The 18,235-nt window shown below is 41.3% G+C and carries 13 protein-coding genes; 12 read left to right on the top strand and 1 reads right to left on the bottom strand.

The window, feature by feature from the left end:
• Positions 1-106 precede the first annotated feature (106 nt).
• From rplK to AC1M83_RS04420, 7 genes are all read left to right on the top strand, one after another.
• On the top strand, positions 107-535 hold the full coding sequence (gene rplK / locus AC1M83_RS04450) for a 50S ribosomal protein L11 (RefSeq protein ID WP_004813566.1): 429 nt from the start codon (positions 107-109) through the stop codon (positions 533-535).
• A 3-nt stretch (positions 536-538) separates the two neighbouring features.
• A complete protein-coding gene (rplA, locus tag AC1M83_RS04445) occupies positions 539-1,234 on the top strand; it encodes a 50S ribosomal protein L1 (RefSeq protein ID WP_035265940.1) in 696 nt (231 codons plus the stop codon).
• A 301-nt stretch (positions 1,235-1,535) separates the two neighbouring features.
• Complete coding sequence (gene rplJ, locus AC1M83_RS04440) at positions 1,536-2,042, top strand: 50S ribosomal protein L10 (RefSeq protein ID WP_035265941.1); 507 nt, start codon at positions 1,536-1,538, stop codon at positions 2,040-2,042.
• A gap of 51 nt (positions 2,043-2,093) precedes the next feature.
• On the top strand, positions 2,094-2,465 hold the full coding sequence (gene rplL, locus AC1M83_RS04435) for a 50S ribosomal protein L7/L12 (RefSeq protein ID WP_035265942.1): 372 nt from the start codon (positions 2,094-2,096) through the stop codon (positions 2,463-2,465).
• A 305-nt stretch (positions 2,466-2,770) separates the two neighbouring features.
• Entirely contained in the window at positions 2,771-6,859 is a 4,089-nt protein-coding gene (gene rpoB, locus AC1M83_RS04430) for a DNA-directed RNA polymerase subunit beta (RefSeq protein ID WP_481590119.1), read from the top strand.
• A 144-nt stretch (positions 6,860-7,003) separates the two neighbouring features.
• Entirely contained in the window at positions 7,004-11,197 is a 4,194-nt protein-coding gene (rpoC, locus tag AC1M83_RS04425) for a DNA-directed RNA polymerase subunit beta' (RefSeq protein ID WP_035265945.1), read from the top strand.
• A gap of 196 nt (positions 11,198-11,393) precedes the next feature.
• Complete coding sequence (locus AC1M83_RS04420) at positions 11,394-11,750, top strand: hypothetical protein (protein ID WP_035265949.1); 357 nt, start codon at positions 11,394-11,396, stop codon at positions 11,748-11,750.
• Between the two features lie 61 nt (positions 11,751-11,811).
• Here AC1M83_RS04420 and AC1M83_RS04415 read toward each other — a convergent pair whose 3' ends face one another.
• Complete coding sequence (locus AC1M83_RS04415) at positions 11,812-12,300, bottom strand: DUF4442 domain-containing protein (RefSeq protein WP_481590118.1); 489 nt, start codon at positions 12,298-12,300, stop codon at positions 11,812-11,814.
• A gap of 124 nt (positions 12,301-12,424) precedes the next feature.
• On the opposite strand from AC1M83_RS04415, the gene AC1M83_RS04410 reads away from it, so the two are divergent.
• The 5 genes from AC1M83_RS04410 (at position 12,425) to htpG (ending at position 18,150) form a co-directional block, all read left to right on the top strand.
• Positions 12,425-13,303: an alpha/beta fold hydrolase gene (locus tag AC1M83_RS04410; RefSeq protein WP_481590117.1), complete on the top strand. Its 879-nt coding sequence runs from the start codon at positions 12,425-12,427 to the stop codon at positions 13,301-13,303.
• 92 nt (positions 13,304-13,395) lie between these two features.
• On the top strand, positions 13,396-14,766 hold the full coding sequence (locus tag AC1M83_RS04405) for a Na+/H+ antiporter family protein (protein WP_092766629.1): 1,371 nt from the start codon (positions 13,396-13,398) through the stop codon (positions 14,764-14,766).
• Positions 14,767-15,074: 308 nt separating this feature from the next.
• Positions 15,075-15,659, top strand: a complete 585-nt coding sequence (locus AC1M83_RS04400) for an OmpW/AlkL family protein (protein WP_481587406.1) — start codon at positions 15,075-15,077, stop codon at positions 15,657-15,659.
• A 131-nt stretch (positions 15,660-15,790) separates the two neighbouring features.
• Positions 15,791-16,138 (top strand): lysozyme inhibitor LprI family protein, encoded by a 348-nt coding sequence (locus AC1M83_RS04395; RefSeq protein ID WP_035265964.1) that lies wholly within the window; start codon positions 15,791-15,793, stop codon positions 16,136-16,138.
• 92 nt (positions 16,139-16,230) lie between these two features.
• Complete coding sequence (gene htpG / locus AC1M83_RS04390; protein WP_180028982.1) at positions 16,231-18,150, top strand: molecular chaperone HtpG; 1,920 nt, start codon at positions 16,231-16,233, stop codon at positions 18,148-18,150.
• Positions 18,151-18,235 lie beyond the last annotated feature (85 nt).

Genomic DNA, 18,235 nt, shown 5'->3' with positions numbered 1-18,235 from the left:
GTTGAAAACGCCCGATTTGATTAATCGGGCATTGTTGTTGTAACGGTATCGTTACTTGTAAATATTGGGGAGCCTTAATCGGCGTTTGTACCCAGAGGTAATTGAAATGGCTAAGAAGATTGACGGCTATATCAAGCTGCAAGTTCCAGCTGGTAAAGCGAATCCATCTCCACCAATCGGTCCTGCACTAGGTCAACGTGGTGTAAACATCATGGCATTCTGTAAAGAATTCAATGCTGCTACACAAAAACTTGAAGCTGGTCTTCCGATTCCTGTAGTGATCACTGTGTACAACGACAAGTCGTTCACATTTATCATGAAAACTCCGCCTGCTGCTATTCTGCTTAAGAAAGCTGCTGGTATCCAAAAGGGTTCAGCTGTACCTAACAAAACTAAAGTTGGTAAGTTGACTCGTGCTCAATTAGAAGAGATCGCGACTACTAAAGAACCAGATTTAACTGGTGCTGACTTAGACGCGCGTGTACGTACCATTGCTGGTTCTGCACGTTCTATGGGCTTGGAAGTGGAGCTTTAAGACATGGCTAAATTAACTAAACGTCAAAAAGCGATTGCAGCTGCTGTAGAAGCGAACAAAGTTTATACTTTGGAAGAAGCTGTAGCAGTACTTTCTAGCCTTCCAGCTGCTAAATTCAAAGAATCTTTGGATGTAGCTGTAAATCTAGGTGTTGATCCTCGTAAATCTGACCAAGTTGTTCGTGGTGCGACTACACTTCCTGCAGGTACGGGTAAAACTGTACGTGTAGCTGTGTTTGCTCAAGGCGCTGCTGCTGAAGCTGCTAAAGCTGAAGGCGCGGACGTAGTTGGTTTTGATGACCTTGCTGAAAGCATTCAAGCGGGTAACCTTGACTTTGACGTAGTGATTGCTGCTCCAGATGCAATGCGCGTTGTAGGTAAGTTAGGTACAATCCTTGGTCCACGTGGCTTAATGCCAAACCCTAAAGTGGGTACTGTAACTCCTGACGTAGCAACTGCAGTTAAAAATGCAAAAGCTGGTCAAGCACGTTACCGTGTAGACAAAGCGGGTATCATCCATGCTGCGATCGGTCAAGTAGGTTTCACTGCTGAAGCTGTTCGTCAAAACGTTGAAGCTCTTGTAGCTGACCTTAAGAAAGCAAAACCTGCAACTTCTAAAGGTGTTTATATCAAAAAGATCACTTTAAGCTCAACTATGGGTCCTGGTCTTACTATTGATGTAACTAACGTTTCTAACTAAGTTTAACTTAGACAGAATTTTAAAGCCCTGAGTAAGATTTGAAGCGCTGCTTCAAATCTTACGCAAGATACCGGTTTTGGATTTCTTGCGAACTTAGGCAAACTTTGAATTGGTAAATGAGAATTTATCAGCGTCAAAGACCTCAGGCGAGGGGAGTTTTATGCTTCGCTCTTAATATTCCAGCCTGCGTAGACGCGGTGGTGTGATTTAGTTCATCCTCCGCGTGTTGACTCAGTGATGAGTTAACGAACTGGGAGTGTACTTCACGTGAGTACATAAATCACCGTTAGGAGGTTTTACAATGGCTCTTCTTATCGAAGACAAAAAACAGATCGTAGCTGAAGTTAACGCTGTTGCTTCTACTGCTTTCACTGCTGTTGTTGCTGACTACCAAGGTTTAACTGTTGAGCAATTAACTGCTCTTCGTGTTGAAGCTCGTAAACTAGGTGTTACTACACGTATCGTGCGTAATACTTTAGCTAAACGTGCTCTTCAAGATACTCAGTTCGATATCTTGAACGACAACCTTGTTGGCCCAACAATTTTAGCTTTCTCGACTTCTGAAGACGACATGGGCGCAGCTGCTCGTTTGTTTGAAGAATTTGCTAAAACTAATAAAGCATTTGAACTTAAAGCTGCTGCATTCGATGGCAAGGTTTATCAAGGTGCTGAAGTTAGCGTAATCGCGAACCTTCCGAACCAAGAAAAAGCGCTTACTATGCTTGCAAATGTTCTTCAAGCTCCTATTTCGAAATTGGGTCGCCTTATTACTGCGCTCAAAGAGAAAAACGAGTCAGAAGCTGCTTAAGCTTAATAAATCAATTTCCACACCATTCAATATCCATTTGGAGTTATTCTCATGGCTTTAACTAACGAAGAAATCTTAAACGCAGTTGCTGAAAAAACTGTTCTTGAACTTGTTGAACTTATCTCTGCTTTTGAAGAGAAATTCAATGTATCTGCTGCTGCTGTAGCTGTAGCTGCTGCTCCAGGTGCTGGCGCTGCTGCTGCTGAAGAACAAACTGAATTCAACGTAGAGTTGACTTCTTTCGGTGCTAACAAAGTTGCTGTAATTAAAGCAGTTCGTGAAGCAACTGGTCTTGGTCTTAAAGAAGCTAAAGATTTAGTTGAAGGCGCTCCAGCTCTTCTTAAAGAAGGTGTTTCTAAAGAAGAAGCTGAAGAACTTAAGAAGAAACTTGAAGAAGCTGGTGCTCAAGTTACTGTTAAGTAATTTCGCCATGGGGTCAATATTAATTTGACCCCAAAAATTGGCTGATGGCTCTTGGGTCATCAGCCTTTTTGCGTTACAATTATCGGCTCGATTTTTGTTAACTTGGTGTAAAAATCACCAATACTAACTATAATTGAATAAAATCAAACGCTTACCAATATTTTTCCATGTTTAAAAATATTGTTAAGCGTTTTAATACCACTGAACATTGCAGCATTTGAACAAAGTGGTGGTCATATCGACCTGCGTAATTCCTTCTAGACCCGTTCTGCAGGCGGGTTTAGTTTACTTTCCGAGGACTCCAGATGGCATACTCATATACCGAAAAGAAACGGATCCGTAAGAATTTTGGTAAATTGCCCCAAGTGATGGATGCTCCGTACCTGCTCGCGATTCAAGTCGACTCGTACAGAACGTTCCTTCAAGATGGCAAAACACCAAAAAACCGCGAAGATATCGGTCTCCAAGCCGCATTTCGTTCAGTTTTTCCAATTGAAAGTTATTCTGGGAATGCTGCTTTAGAATTCGTTGAGTATAGCCTTGGTAAACCAGAGTTTGACGTTCGCGAATGTATTCTTCGTGGCTCAACTTATGCGGCACCAATGCGCGTAAAAATTCGTTTGATCATTAAAGATCGCGAAACGAAATCAATTAAAGACGTACGTGAACAAGAAGTGTACATGGGTGAAATGCCACTTATGACACAGAATGGTACGTTCGTGATCAATGGTACTGAGCGTGTAATCGTATCTCAATTACATCGTTCACCTGGTGTGTTCTTTGATCATGACAAGGGTAAGACGCATTCAAGTGGTAAGGTGCTTTATTCAGCACGTATCATTCCTTACCGTGGTTCATGGTTAGACTTTGAGTTTGATGCTAAAGATTTAGTATACGTTCGTATTGACCGTCGTCGTAAGTTACTTGCGACTGTGATTCTTCGTGCCTTGAACTATACAAACGAACAAATTCTAGACATGTTCTATGAAAAGGTTCCTGTATATCTAGACATGGGCAGCTATCAAATTGACTTGGTTCCAGAGCGTCTGCGTGGCGAAATGGCACAATTTGATATCACAGACAATGACGGTAAGACAATCGTTGAGCAAGGTAAACGTATTAATGCGCGTCATGTTCGTCAAATGGAAGCTGCAGGCTTAACTAAACTTCCAGTACCTGATGAATATTTATATGAGCGTATTACTGCTGAAGATATTACATTACACAATGGTGATGTGATTGCTGCAAACACGGTTCTTAGCCATGAAGTGATGGTTAAAATCGCTGAAGGCGGCGTTAAGCAATTTAACGTACTTTATACCAATGACATCGATCGCGGTTCATTCGTAGCTGATTCATTACGTGCTGATACGACTTCTGGTCGTGAAGAAGCGCTTGTAGAAATTTACAAGGTAATGCGTCCAGGTGAGCCACCAACGAAAGAAGCTGCAGAAAACTTATTCAATAACTTGTTCTTCTCTTCTGAACGTTATGACTTATCACCAGTTGGTCGTATGAAGTTTAACCGTCGTTTGGGTCGTCCTTACGAAGTGGGTACAGATCAGAAGTCACGTGAAGTTGAAGGTATTCTTTCAAACGATGACATCATTGACGTATTAAAAACACTGGTTGAAATCCGTAACGGTAAAGGTGAAGTCGATGATATCGACCACCTAGGTAACCGTCGCGTACGTTCTGTTGGCGAAATGACAGAAAACCAATTCCGTGTTGGTCTAGTTCGTGTTGAACGTGCTGTGAAAGAGCGTTTATCACAAGCAGAGACAGATAACTTGTCTCCACAAGACTTGATCAATGCAAAACCAGTAGCGGCTGCAATCAAAGAATTCTTTGGTTCAAGTCAGTTATCTCAGTTCATGGATCAAAACAACCCATTGTCTGAAATTACACACAAACGTCGTGTATCAGCATTAGGTCCAGGTGGTTTAACACGTGAACGTGCGGGCTTCGAAGTACGTGACGTACATCAAACTCACTACGGTCGTGTTTGTCCAATTGAAACGCCTGAAGGCCCAAACATTGGTTTGATCAACTCATTATCTGTATATGCGAAAGCGAATAGCTTTGGTTTCTTAGAAACTCCATATCGTAAAGTTGTTGATGGTCGTGTAACGGATGAAGTTGAATATTTATCTGCAATTGAAGAAGTAGGTACTGTGATTGCACAGGCCGATTCTCAATTGGATAAAGATGGCAACTTAACAGAAGAATTCGTATCTGTTCGTCACCAAGGTGACTTCGTACGTATGCCGCCAGAAAAAGTAACGCACATGGACGTATCTGCTCAGCAGGTTGTTTCTGTGGCTGCGTCACTGATTCCATTCCTTGAACACGATGATGCGAACCGTGCATTGATGGGTTCAAACATGCAACGTCAGGCTGTTCCTACGCTGATTGCTGACAAGCCTCTTGTTGGTACAGGTATGGAAGCGAACGTGGCGCATGATTCAGGCGTGTGTGTGATCGCGAAACGTGGCGGGCGTATTGAATACGTAGATGCATCTCGTGTCGTTATTCGTGTGAATGAAGATGAAATGGTTGCGGGTGAAGCAGGTGTAGATATCTACAACTTGATTAAATACACACGTTCAAACCAAAACACATGTATTAACCAAAAAGTGCTTGTGAACCTAGGCGACAAAGTTGGTCGTGGTGATGTACTTGCTGATGGTCCATCAACTGATGGCGGTGAATTGGCACTTGGTCAAAACATGCGTGTCGCGTTCATGACTTGGAACGGTTATAACTACGAAGACTCGATCTTATTATCTGAGCGTGTTCTTCAAGAAGATCGTTTGACGTCTATTCACATTCAAGAACTCTCTTGTGTCGCGCGTGATACTAAACTTGGTTCAGAAGAAATTACTGCTGATATCCCGAACGTAGGTGAGGCTGCACTTTCTAAGCTTGATGAATCAGGTATTGTCTATATCGGTGCTGAAGTAACTGCTGGCGACATCTTAGTTGGTAAAGTAACACCTAAGGGCGAAACGCAGTTGACTCCTGAAGAAAAATTGCTTCGTGCAATCTTTGGTGAAAAAGCAGCTGATGTGAAAGACTCTTCACTTCGTGTTCCATCTGGTACGAAGGGTACAGTTATCGACGTTCAAGTGTTTACTCGTGATGGTATCGAGAAAGACGAACGTGCTCAAGCGATTGAAAAAGCTCAACTTGATGCATACCGTAAAGATTTGAAAGAAGAATACAAAATCTTCGAAGAAGCTGCACGTGAGCGCGTTGTACGTTTGTTGAATGGTCAAGAGTCTAATGGCGGCGGTACAACAAAACGTGGCGATAAGTTAACTGATGAAGTTCTTTCAAATCTAGAACTTGTTGATCTACTTGATATCCAACCAGTAGATGAAGGCATCGCGGAGCGTTTAACTCAAATTCAAGTATTCTTGAAAGAGAAGAGTCTTGAAATCGATGAGAAATTCGCTGAGAAAAAACGCAAGCTTTCTACAGGTGATGAGTTAACAACTGGCGTATTGAAAGTTGTTAAAGTTTACCTAGCAGTAAAACGTCGTATTCAGCCTGGTGATAAGATGGCGGGTCGTCATGGTAACAAAGGTGTTGTATCAAACATCTTGCCAGTTGAAGACATGCCACATGATGCGAATGGTGTTCCAGTAGATATCGTATTGAACCCACTAGGTGTACCTTCACGTATGAACGTGGGTCAGATTCTTGAAACTCACTTGGGTATGGCTGCGAAAGGTCTTGGTGACAAGATCGATCAAATGTTGAAAGAACAACGTACTGTACTTGAACTTCGTGAATTCTTAGACAAGATTTACAACAAAGTTGGTGGCGAGCAAGAAGATCTTGATAGCTTAACTGATGATGAAATCTTGGCACTTTCAGGCAACCTCCGTAAAGGTGTTCCACTTGCAACACCAGTATTTGACGGTGCCGAAGAAGGTCAAATCAAAGAGTTATTAGAACTATCTGGTCTTTCACGTACTGGTCAGACAGTACTGTATGATGGCCGTACTGGTGAACGTTTTGACCGTCCTGTAACTGTAGGTTACATGTACATGTTGAAATTGAACCACTTGGTTGATGACAAGATGCATGCGCGTTCTACAGGTTCTTACTCGCTTGTAACGCAACAGCCGCTTGGTGGTAAAGCACAATTCGGTGGTCAGCGTTTCGGTGAGATGGAGGTCTGGGCACTCGAAGCATATGGCGCAGCTTATACGCTTCAAGAAATGCTGACTGTGAAGTCGGATGACGTTGAGGGTCGTACCCGTATCTATAAGAACATTGTAGATGGTAACCATTATATGGACCCAGGTATGCCTGAATCGTTCAACGTATTGACCAAAGAGATCCGTTCTTTAGGTATCAACATTGAACTGAAAAATGGTGACTAAATCCCCCTCAATCCCCCTTTGATAAGGGGGAGACTAACCCCTCTTTAAAAAAGAGGGGTTAGGGGAGATTACCAATTCAGTTAAAAAACAATATTTGTGACCCAGTTGTGAAGTGAAAATCTCCACAACACACGGAGAAAAAAATTGAAAGACTTGCTCGATATCATGCGCAAAAAGACGGATTCAGACGGTCATGCTCCTGTAGAGTTTGATCGCATCCGTATTGGTCTTGCGTCACCAGAAATGATTAAGTCATGGTCTCATGGTGAAGTTAAAAAGCCAGAGACAATTAACTATCGTACGTTCAAACCTGAACGTGATGGTTTATTCTGTGCCAAAATTTTTGGTCCAGTAAAAGATTACGAATGCTTGTGTGGTAAATACAAGCGTATGAAATACAAAGGTGTCATTTGTGAAAAATGTGGCGTTGAAGTAACAACTGCGAAAGTTCGTCGTGAACGTATGGGTCACATTGAGCTTGCTTCACCAGTTGCACACATTTGGTTCTTAAAATCACTGCCTAGCCGTATCGGTCTTCTTTTAGACATGACGCTACGTGATATCGAACGTGTATTGTATTTCGAATCTTACGTTGTAACAGATCCTGGTATGACTCCTTTCGAAAAATACCAACTTCTGAATGACGAAGAATACTTCACAGCATTAGAAGAGCACGGTGATGAATTCACTGCGAAAATGGGTGCTGAAGCAGTTCAAGATTTGTTGAAAGACATTGATCTTGAAGCTGAGATTTCTCGTTTACGTGAAGAAATTCCGAATACAACTTCTGAAACGAAGCTTAAGAAAGCATCTAAGCGTTTGAAGTTAATGGAAGCGTTCAAAGAGTCGAATAACAAACCAGAATGGATGGTGTTGACTGTACTTCCAGTACTTCCACCAGATCTTCGTCCGCTTGTACCACTTGAAGGTGGTCGTTTCGCGACATCTGATTTGAACGATCTTTATCGTCGTGTGATTAACCGTAACAACCGTTTAAAGCGTCTTCTTGATCTAGCTGCTCCAGATATCATCGTACGTAACGAAAAACGTATGTTGCAAGAGTCTGTAGATGCATTGTTAGATAACGGTCGTCGTGGTCGTGCAATTACTGGTTCTAACAAACGTCCTCTTAAATCTTTGGCAGACATGATCAAAGGTAAACAAGGTCGTTTCCGTCAAAACTTACTTGGTAAGCGTGTTGACTATTCTGGTCGTTCGGTAATTACTGTAGGTCCTACTTTACGTCTTCACCAATGTGGTCTTCCTAAGAAAATGGCACTTGAGTTATTCAAGCCGTTTATTTTCGCGAAATTACAAGCGTCTGGCCAAGCAACTACCATTAAAGCTGCGAAGAAAATGGTTGAGCGTGAGACTCCAGAAGTTTGGGACGTTCTTGCATCTGTGATTCGTCAACATCCAGTGATGTTGAACCGTGCGCCAACACTTCACCGTTTAGGTCTTCAAGCATTTGAACCTGTATTGATCGAAGGTAAAGCGATCCGTCTACACCCACTCGTATGTGCTGCGTTCAACGCCGACTTCGATGGTGACCAAATGGCGGTACACGTTCCATTAACACTTGAAGCTCAATTAGAAGCTCGTGCGTTAATGATGTCAACGAACAACATCTTGTCTCCAGCAAACGGTGAACCAATCATCGTTCCATCGCAAGACGTTGTCTTAGGTTTGTATTACATCACGCGTGATGCAATCAATGCCAAAGGTGAAGGCATGGTGTTCGCGGATACTCACGAAGTAAACCGTGCGCTTGCAACAGGTCAAGTTGATTTACATGCTCGCGTTAAAGCTCGTGTACATCAAACTGTGATCAATGAAAATGGTGAGCGTGAGCAACAAACGATTATCGTTGATACAACGCCAGGCCGTTGTTTACTTTGGGAAGTTGTGCCAGAAGGTTTAAGCTTCGAGCAAATCAACGTTGAGATGACCAAAAAGAACATCTCTAAATTGATCAACTCTTGCTACCGTAAGCTTGGTTTGAAAGATACTGTTATTTTTGCTGACCAATTGATGTACCTCGGTTTCCGTCAAGCAACACGTTCAGGCGTGTCTGTTGGTATGGAAGACATGGTGATTCCACCTGCGAAGTATTCAATCATCGAGAAAGCTGAAGTTGAAGTTCGTGAAATTGAGCAACAGTTCGAACAAGGTTTCGTAACTGCCGGTGAACGTTATAACAAAGTTGTCGATATTTGGGCACGTACAAATGACCAAGTAGCGAAAGCGATGATGGATAACTTGTCTTACACGACTGTTAAGAACAAGCAGGGCGAAGATGAGAAACAAAAATCATTCAACTCCATCTACATGATGTCTGACTCTGGTGCCCGTGGTAGTGCAGCACAGATTCGTCAGCTTGCAGGTATGCGTGGTTTGATGGCAAAACCGGATGGCTCGATTATTGAGACACCAATTAAAGCGAACTTCCGTGAAGGTTTGACAGTACTTCAGTACTTCATTTCAACACACGGTGCGCGTAAAGGTTTGGCCGATACAGCATTGAAGACAGCGAACTCGGGTTACTTGACACGTCGTCTTGTAGACGTAGCGCAAGACTTAGTGATTACTGAGCCAGATTGCGGTACTTTTGACGGTCTCGTAATGACGCCATTCATTCAAGGTGGTGATGTTATCGAGAACTTAGGTACTCGTGTGCTTGGTCGTGTATTAGCTGAAGATGCGAAGCGACCAGGTTCTGATGAAGTAGTACTGCCACGTAATACACTCATCGATGAGAAACTTGCAAACTACCTAGAAGAGCAAGGTGTCGATGAAGTTAAAGTGCGTTCAGTAGTAAACTGTGCATCTACTTTTGGTGTATGTGCGAAATGTTATGGTCGTGACCTTGCACGTGGTCACTTGGTGAATCCAGGTGAATCAGTGGGTGTAATGGCTGCTCAATCCATTGGTGAGCCAGGTACACAGTTAACGATGCGTACATTCCACGTGGGTGGTGCTGCGAGCCGAACTTCTGCTGCGAACAGTGTTCAAGTACGTAATGCAGGCTTTGTCCGTTTCCATAATGTGAAGACAGTTCAACACGCTAAAGGTCACTTAGTGTCTGTTTCTCGTTCTGGTGAGATTGGTATCACTGATGACATCGGTCGTGAGCGTGAGCGTTATAAACTTCCTTACGGTGCCTCAATCTTGATTAAAGATGGTGGTGCGGTAGAAGCTGGCGGTATTGTAGCGACTTGGGATCCGCATACGCATCCATTGGTAACAGAAGTTGCTGGTAAAGCACGTTTCAGCCAAATCGCTGATGGCGTGACTGCAACATCGAAAACAGATGATGCAACTGGTATGACGACAGTTGAAATTTTACCTGTAACGTCTCGTCCAGCTTCTGGTAAAGACTTACGTCCAGCGATTGTATTAGATACAGTTGATGGTGGTGAACAGTTCTACTTCTTACCACAAAATACAATTGTGACTGTCCGTGATGGCGAAACAATTGGTGTGGGTGATGTAATTGGTCGTGTACCTCAAGAAACTTCACGTACTCGTGATATTACCGGTGGTCTTCCACGCGTAGCTGACTTGTTTGAAGCGCGTAAGCCGAAAGAACATGCGATCCTTGCAGAAGTTTCAGGTGTTGTAAGCTTTGGTAAAGAAACGAAAGGTAAGAATCGTTTGGTGATCACACCGGATGATGGCTCAGAGATTTACGAAGAGTTGATTCCGAAATGGCGTACCATTAACGTGTTTGAAGGTGAGCATGTTAACCGTGGTGAAACGATTTCTGATGGTCCGCAAAATCCACATGACATCTTACGTTTGAAAGGTGAAGTGGCGTTGACAAACTACATCGTGAATGAAGTTCAAGACGTATATCGTCTCCAAGGTGTAAAAATCAACGATAAGCACATTGAAGTCATCGTACGTCAAATGTTGCGTAAAGTTGAGATCATCGATGGTGGTGATACAAGCTTCATCAAAGGCGAGCAAGTGGATTACATCCGTGTTGTCCAAGAAAACCAAGCAGTACTTGCTCAGAACAAGTTCCCTGCGAAGTTTGAACGTCAATTGATGGGTATCACGAAAGCTTCACTTTCTACTGACTCGTTCATTTCTGCTGCATCGTTCCAGGAAACAACACGTGTGTTAACTGAAGCTGCTGTAACAGGTAAAGAAGATGATTTACGCGGTCTAAAAGAAAACGTGGTTGTTGGTCGCTTGATCCCAGCGGGTACAGGTTTGGCTTACCACTTAGAGCGTCGTCGTCAAGAAGCAGAAGCTGCTGAACACGAATTGGTTAATGACTTCTCTGAAGTTGACCAAGCGTTCTCACAAGCATTAAATGAAGATCAGTTTTAATCTAAACTGAATTAAGAAGGCACCTACGGGTGCCTTTTTTATTGAGTTTGATAATGTGAATTTGAGGCTAAATATCTATTTTGAAAAAAACTCTTTACAAATAGCATCATTTTCGCGTTGTCTTGTAACAGAAATTGAAAATTTTATTCTCTAGATCGCGATATGCTTATATAAATAGACAAAGAGGGACATCAAGATGAAAAAGTTAACAGCTGTCATGGCGATGGCAACCGTATCTACAATGCTACTTGCAGGTTGTGAAAGCATGACGCCGAATCAACAGCGTATTGGTGCAGCTGCTGCAGGCGGTGCACTTGGTGGTGGTGTTGGTAATAATGTTGGTGGTGGTGTTGGTGCAACGCTTGGTGGTGGTGCAGGTGCCGCTGTAGGTAGTAAAGCTCAAGGGGGCTCAGATCGTAATGCCACTTATAGTGGTGTAGGCGGTGCAATCGGGTCTGCAGTCGGTAAAAGTATTTTTGGTGGTAACTCTGGCGCTGCAATTGGTGGTGCAATTGGCGGCGGTGCAGGAGCAGCGATAGAGCAAAAGCGATAGAACAAAATAATCGTTAATTTGCTAAAGTGATAAAAAAAGCGCTCATAGAGCGCTTTTTTTATTAACGGAAACGTGTGGCTTTTGCCTTCTTGCGACGGATATACACAGTTTTGTGAACTTCTGCGATCCGTAAGCCTGATTCATCCATAATATTCACAGTATAGTTACGGTAAACAGGAGCATGATTGCTAGCGAGCTCTTTGATGAGTTGTATTTCACTGGAATCAATGCGGATATCTGCATAAACAGTGCTACGACCAGGAGTTAAAAAATCGATGCTTGCAGCCTTATCCCAAACAATATATTTATCACCTAAGTGATACATGAGTAATGTCATATAGAATGGGTCAACCATAGAATAAAGGCTACCGCCAAAGTGGACACCCACAATATTTTTATTTTTTCGTGTAAGTGGCATTTTTACACGAATATGATGATTTTTTAAGTCGATTTTATCGATAGTAATGCCTGCGCCTTGAAAGGGTGCAAAGCTATTAAATATATACTTGGAGATTAACGGAATTGTCGTTAGCTTTTTCAAAATACTCATTTAGGTCAATTATTTTTATTTCATTAGTTAGCATACTAAAGTACAAAAAATATTCTGGCATTGATCGAAAATCATCGTAGACCAAGAAAACGGTCAATCAATAACAAAAAAGGTTGAGCATATTATGCAATTTGAATCGCATTGGATTAACACGACAGATCAACAAAAACTCTATGCTAAAACATGGGGAGATCGGAATAAGCCGGCATTGGTGCTTGTGCATGGTTATCCAGACAATCAAGAAGTATGGGAACCAATCATTTCGAATTTAATCGAAGATTATTTTGTTGTAACTTATGATGTGCGTGGCGCTGGTCAATCGAGCGTACCGAAAAAGATTCGCGCTTATGCATTAGCTCAACTGTCTTTGGATTTGGAGAGTGTGGTAAATCATCTGTTGCCAAATCGAAACTTTCATGTGGCAGCACACGATTGGGGCTCAATTCAAACATGGGAATCCGTAACAGAATCTAAATTTAAAGGTCGTATTCTTTCATATACCACTATATCTGGACCATGCTTGGACCATGCTGCTTATTGGATGCGTGAACAATTCAAACATCAAAAACCAAAGTTCTTTAAGCAATTGATTAAGTCTTGGTACATCGTACTATTTCAGCTACCCGTAGTTGCACCGACGATGTGGAATTTTCTCAATCCAGATCGCTGGGGCAAAATATTTGAAATTCTTGAAGATACAAAAGGCTTACCTGTAAACCAAAATATCTCTAAGGATGGTGAGTATGGTGTGGCACTGTATCGGGCAAACTTTATTACACGTCTAACGATGCCTCGTCAACGTCATGCGATTTGCCCCGTTCAAGCGGTAGTCTTAAAACGCGATAAATATGTAAGTCCAGAGTTGATTGACGAAATTCCAAAATGGGCGACAGGTTTTGAACGTGTTGAGCTAGATGCGAATCATTGGGCTGTTTTAAGTCGTGCCCAAGAGATCGCATCGTATATTAAACAATTTGCAAAAAAAAATGCGCAAGGCGAATAGAATCTGACGAGTGAAGGTATCAACCCCTGATGAGCAGATTTATTACAAACAAATTCTGATAAAATAGTTTTTTTGTCTGATTCCTATTTCTTATGTTTGCAATTCTTGCTGCCATTGGGGTCATGTTTGGCCTCTCTTTGGCTCGTGTGCCTGTGGTATTTGCACTGATCATTGGTGCTGTAACAGGAGGCCTATTGGCTGGTCTTGGTTTACAAGGCACTATGGAAGCGTTTAATGGTGGTTTGGGCAAGGGTGCCCAGATTGCTTTAGCTTATGGTGTACTTGGTGCATTTGCCTTAACTTTGGCTCGTTCAGGTTTGCCAGATCTTCTAGCATATAAAATGATTAATTCACTTAAAGGTGAGGCTAATCTTAAAATACAAAATCGTGTCAAATATGCCATCTTTGCAACGGTTGCAATAGCGGCTGTTTGTTCTCAAAACGTAATTCCCGTGCATATTGCTTTTATTCCTGTATTGATTCCACCATTATTGATGGTATTCAACCATTTAAAGCTTGATCGACGATTGGTTGCATGTCTACTCACATTTGGTTTATGTGCAACTTATATGTTGATCCCAGTCGGTTTTGGTGCAATTTTCCTAAATGATATTTTAGGTCAAAACATCAATACTTTTGGTGAACCACTTGGCTTCCAAATTGATTATGATCAAATCCCTTCTGCGATGGCGATTCCTGTGTTTGGGATGTTCGTAGGTTTATTAATCGCAGTGTTTTATAGCTATCGTAAACCACGAGAATATCGTGACATTCATGTCGAAGAACAACCACAAAGCATTTCGGGTGAAATGGGTGTTCAAGAAGGTTCTGCGAGACCGGAGGTTTCTAAATTTACGATTTATATGGCGGGGGGTGCTGTTTTAGCAACGCTTGCAGTGCAATTGTATTCTGATTCGATGATTTTAGCTGGTTTAGTCGGCGTGGCGATCCTAAGCTGTGCAGGTATTTTCAAGTGGAAAGAAGCTGACGATGTCATCATTACTGGTATGCGTATGATGGCACTCGTGGGTTTTATTATGATCGCAGCACAAGGTTTTGCAGCCGTGATCGGCGCTACTGGTCAGGTTCCAACGCTAGTTGAGGCTTCAGTCGCATGGATTGGTGATAGTCAAGGTTGGGCAGCATTCTGGATGTTACTCATCGGATTGTTAATTACACTAGGTATAGGATCATCATTCTCCACAGTGCCAATTCTTGCAATCATTTATGTCCCATTATGTATTCAGTTTGGTTTTAGTCCAGCAGCAACAATTGCGCTCATAGGTACTGCTGCAGCTCTAGGTGATGCAGGCTCTCCAGCTTCAGACTCGACTTTAGGACCAACATCAGGCTTGAATATGGATGGTCAACATGATCATATGAAAGACAGTGTGATTCCGACATTTATTCATTTCAATATTCCATTGATGATTTTTGGTTGGATCGCGGCAATGGTCCTATAACTACATTTAAAAAATGATTGAATAAAAGGCGATTAATATAATCGCCTTTTTTATTTTAAATCAGATTAAAATAGTAGGATTAAATAAAAAATTCCTAGTAAAATAATATGATTAATAGGTTATTTAAAATAATTGATGGTTTTATAATTGACTAAATTGGTATGATTTAAAATAAATTATTATTATAATCAGTTGTTTATAAATAAAATGTATTTTATTTAATTTTTGAGAGTTGCATATTAATTTTTGGCATGTTTATTATATTTAAATAGTGGTTTATTTAGATATTTCTTTCAGAGGTTATAATAATGTTAAATAAAATTGCACTGATTGTTTTAGTTGGGATGTCAGCAAATGCACTGGCAGGAGAATGGCAACTTAAGGTAGGTGCATCTGCAATTTCTCCAACGCAAGATACCACTGTGGCTGCTCTAGGAGGAGCTAAAGTGGAAGCCGATGATGAATTTGCTTTTACCCCTTCGGTGGAATATTTCTTTAATGATCAAATTTCTGCTGAATTATTATTAGCGACTCCAGTTCGCCATGATGTTTTGATTAATGGCGCTGATGCAGTGACGATTAAACATTTACCACCAACACTGACTGCGAAATATCATTTTAAAAATACCTCGGGATTTACACCTTATGTTGGTCTTGGTGCAACAGCATTTATTGCTTGGGATGAGCAAGGCGTTCAAAGTGTAAAAGAAGATTTTGGTTATGCAGCGCAGTTAGGTTTCAATTTCCAACCAGCTGATGCAAAAAACTGGGGTGTATTCGCTGACGTACGTTATGCAGATTTGAACCCTGAAGTGAATGTAGATGGAACAACAAAGTTCAAGCTAGATATAGATCCAGTCATCTATAGCATTGGTTACAGCTACAAATTCTAAAAATAAAGTTGCGCCTAGCCCTATTAATCAATAGGGCTTTTTTTATGTGTTGTACTATAACAGGTAGAAAATACCATATAAAAAAACAATTTTTTTCAATAATCTAGAAAGCTCATAACAGAGTAGTATGCATGAAGAACCAATTCATAAAACTCATCATTGTGCTGGCTGCATGTGGAAGTGTTCCAGTATTTGCAGCGAGTTTTGATTGCAAAAAAGCGCAGTCCGAAACTGAGAAAGCTGTTTGTGAACATCGTATCCTGAATGATGCAGATGTTAAAATGGCTGCCACTTATCAAATTCTTCGTCGTTTAGTACCGATGGGAATGCGATCAATCATTCAGAATGAACAAGTCAAATGGCTGGAATTACGTGATCAATGCCAAGCAAATTTGCAATGCTTAAATCATGTCTATCAAATGCGTCAGCAAAAACTAGAAATACATCTTGATCGAATTTACAAACAAGGTCCTTTTTAAAAAAAATTAATTTTGACCATTGAAAAAATTAGAAGCTACACCATTCATTAAGCATTCAAAAAAATTGTTTTGATGTGTTTAAGGAGTAGTTTATGAGCGAGCAGAATACACAAAAACATAGTTTCCAAGCGGAAGTTGCTCAGCTTTTACATTTAGTGACGCATTCACTTTATTCAAATCCAGAAATTTTCCTTCGTGAGCTAATTTCAAACGCTTCAGACGCATGTGATAAATTACGTTTTGAAGGGATTAATCATCCTGAATACTATGAAAATGATCCAGATTTACGTGTACGCGTACAATTGGATAAAGATAATAAAACCATCACCATTTCAGACAACGGTATTGGTTTAAGCCAACAAGAAGCTATTGATAATTTGGGTACGATTGCTAAATCTGGTACTAAAGACTTTATGTCTAAATTAACCGGTGATCAAAAGTCAGATGCACAGTTAATTGGTCAGTTTGGTGTCGGTTTTTATTCTGGCTTTATTGTCGCTGATAAAATCACAGTTGAATCACGTCGTGCAGGGGCTGAAGCTTCAGAAGGTGTACGTTGGATCAGTGGTGGTACAGGCGAATTTGAAGTTGAGCAAATTACAAAAGAAGGTCGCGGTACAGATATTATTCTACACTTGCGCGAAGACGCATTAGATTATTTGCAAAGTTATAAAGTAAAGCAAATTATCAATAAATATTCAGACCATATCAGTTTACCAATTCAAATGGAAAAAGAGGTATGGCAACAAGAAGAAGCAGCTGAGGGCGAAGAAGCGAAACCAGGCCAGTATGTCAAAACGGGTGAATGGGAGGCGATCAATTCTGCCAGCGCATTGTGGACACGTAGTAAGAATGATATTACTGAAGAACAGTATATTGAGTTTTATAAAAACTTAAGTCACGACTTTGAAGCACCGATTACTTGGGCGCATAACCGTGTAGAAGGGAGCACTGAATATACGCAATTACTGTATATCCCAAGTAAAGCACCGCACAACATTTTCTCACGTGAAGCGAAAGCAGGTATCAAGCTCTATGTGAAACGTGTCTTCATCATGGACGATGCAGATAATCTCATCCCGAACTATTTACGTTTCGTACAAGGTGTTGTGGATAGCGCAGACTTACCGTTGAATGTGAGTCGTGAATTACTTCAAGAAAGTCGAGATGTTAAAACCATCCGTGAAGGCAACACACGTCGAATCTTAACAACTTTAGATACTTTAGCTAAATCTGAAGATGAAGCAGATCAAGAGAAATTTAAGAAGTTTTATGCTGAGTTTGGGTCTGTCTTAAAAGAAGGTTTGGGTGAAGATTTCACCAATCGTGACCGAATTTTGAAGCTTCTACGCTTTGCAACTTCAAACAATGATGAGGTCACTACTTCATTGGCTGACTACAAAGCAGCAATGAAGGAAGGTCAAAAGGCGATTTATTATGTAACGGCGGAAAGCTTAGCCGCTGCTAAAAACTCGCCACAACTTGAGTTATTCAAGAAAAAAGGCATCGATGTTCTGCTAATGACTGAACGTGTAGATGAATGGGCAATGGAATTTGTTCATGAGTTTGACGGGACACCAATGCAGAATGTCGCAAAAGGTGCTGTAGACTTAGGTGATTTACAGGATGCTGAAGAGAAAAAAGCATTAGAAGCGGCGGCTGAGCAGTTTAAACCTGTGGTTGAAAAGCTGTCTGAGTCATTAAAAGACAAAACCAAAGAAGTGCGCGTAACCACTCGTTTGGTTGATTCTCCAGCGTGTCTGGTGACGGGTGAAGGCGAGTTGTCTCCACAGTTGATTCGCATGTTAAAACAGGCAGGTCAAGCAGTCCCAGAAAGCAAGCCAATTTTAGAGATTAACCCTGAGCATCCATTGGTGAAAAAGTTGGATGGTTCAGCACAATTTGATGATCTTGCAAATGTGATTTTTGATCAAGCTATGATTGCGGAAGGTGGTTTACCAGAAGATCCAGCTGCATATTTAAAACGCATTAACAGCTTATTATTGAAATAAGCGCATATTTTAAATTGTGATCTAAGCCTATCTTCGGATAGGCTTTTTTTATGCAGCGCCGTCGTAGGATGTAAAAGGAACTATT

The organism is Acinetobacter sp. 25-47-130, from assembly GCF_056779705.1.
The sequence above is the reverse complement of the archived record's forward strand: the minus strand, read 5'-3'. Positions and strand labels throughout refer to the sequence as shown.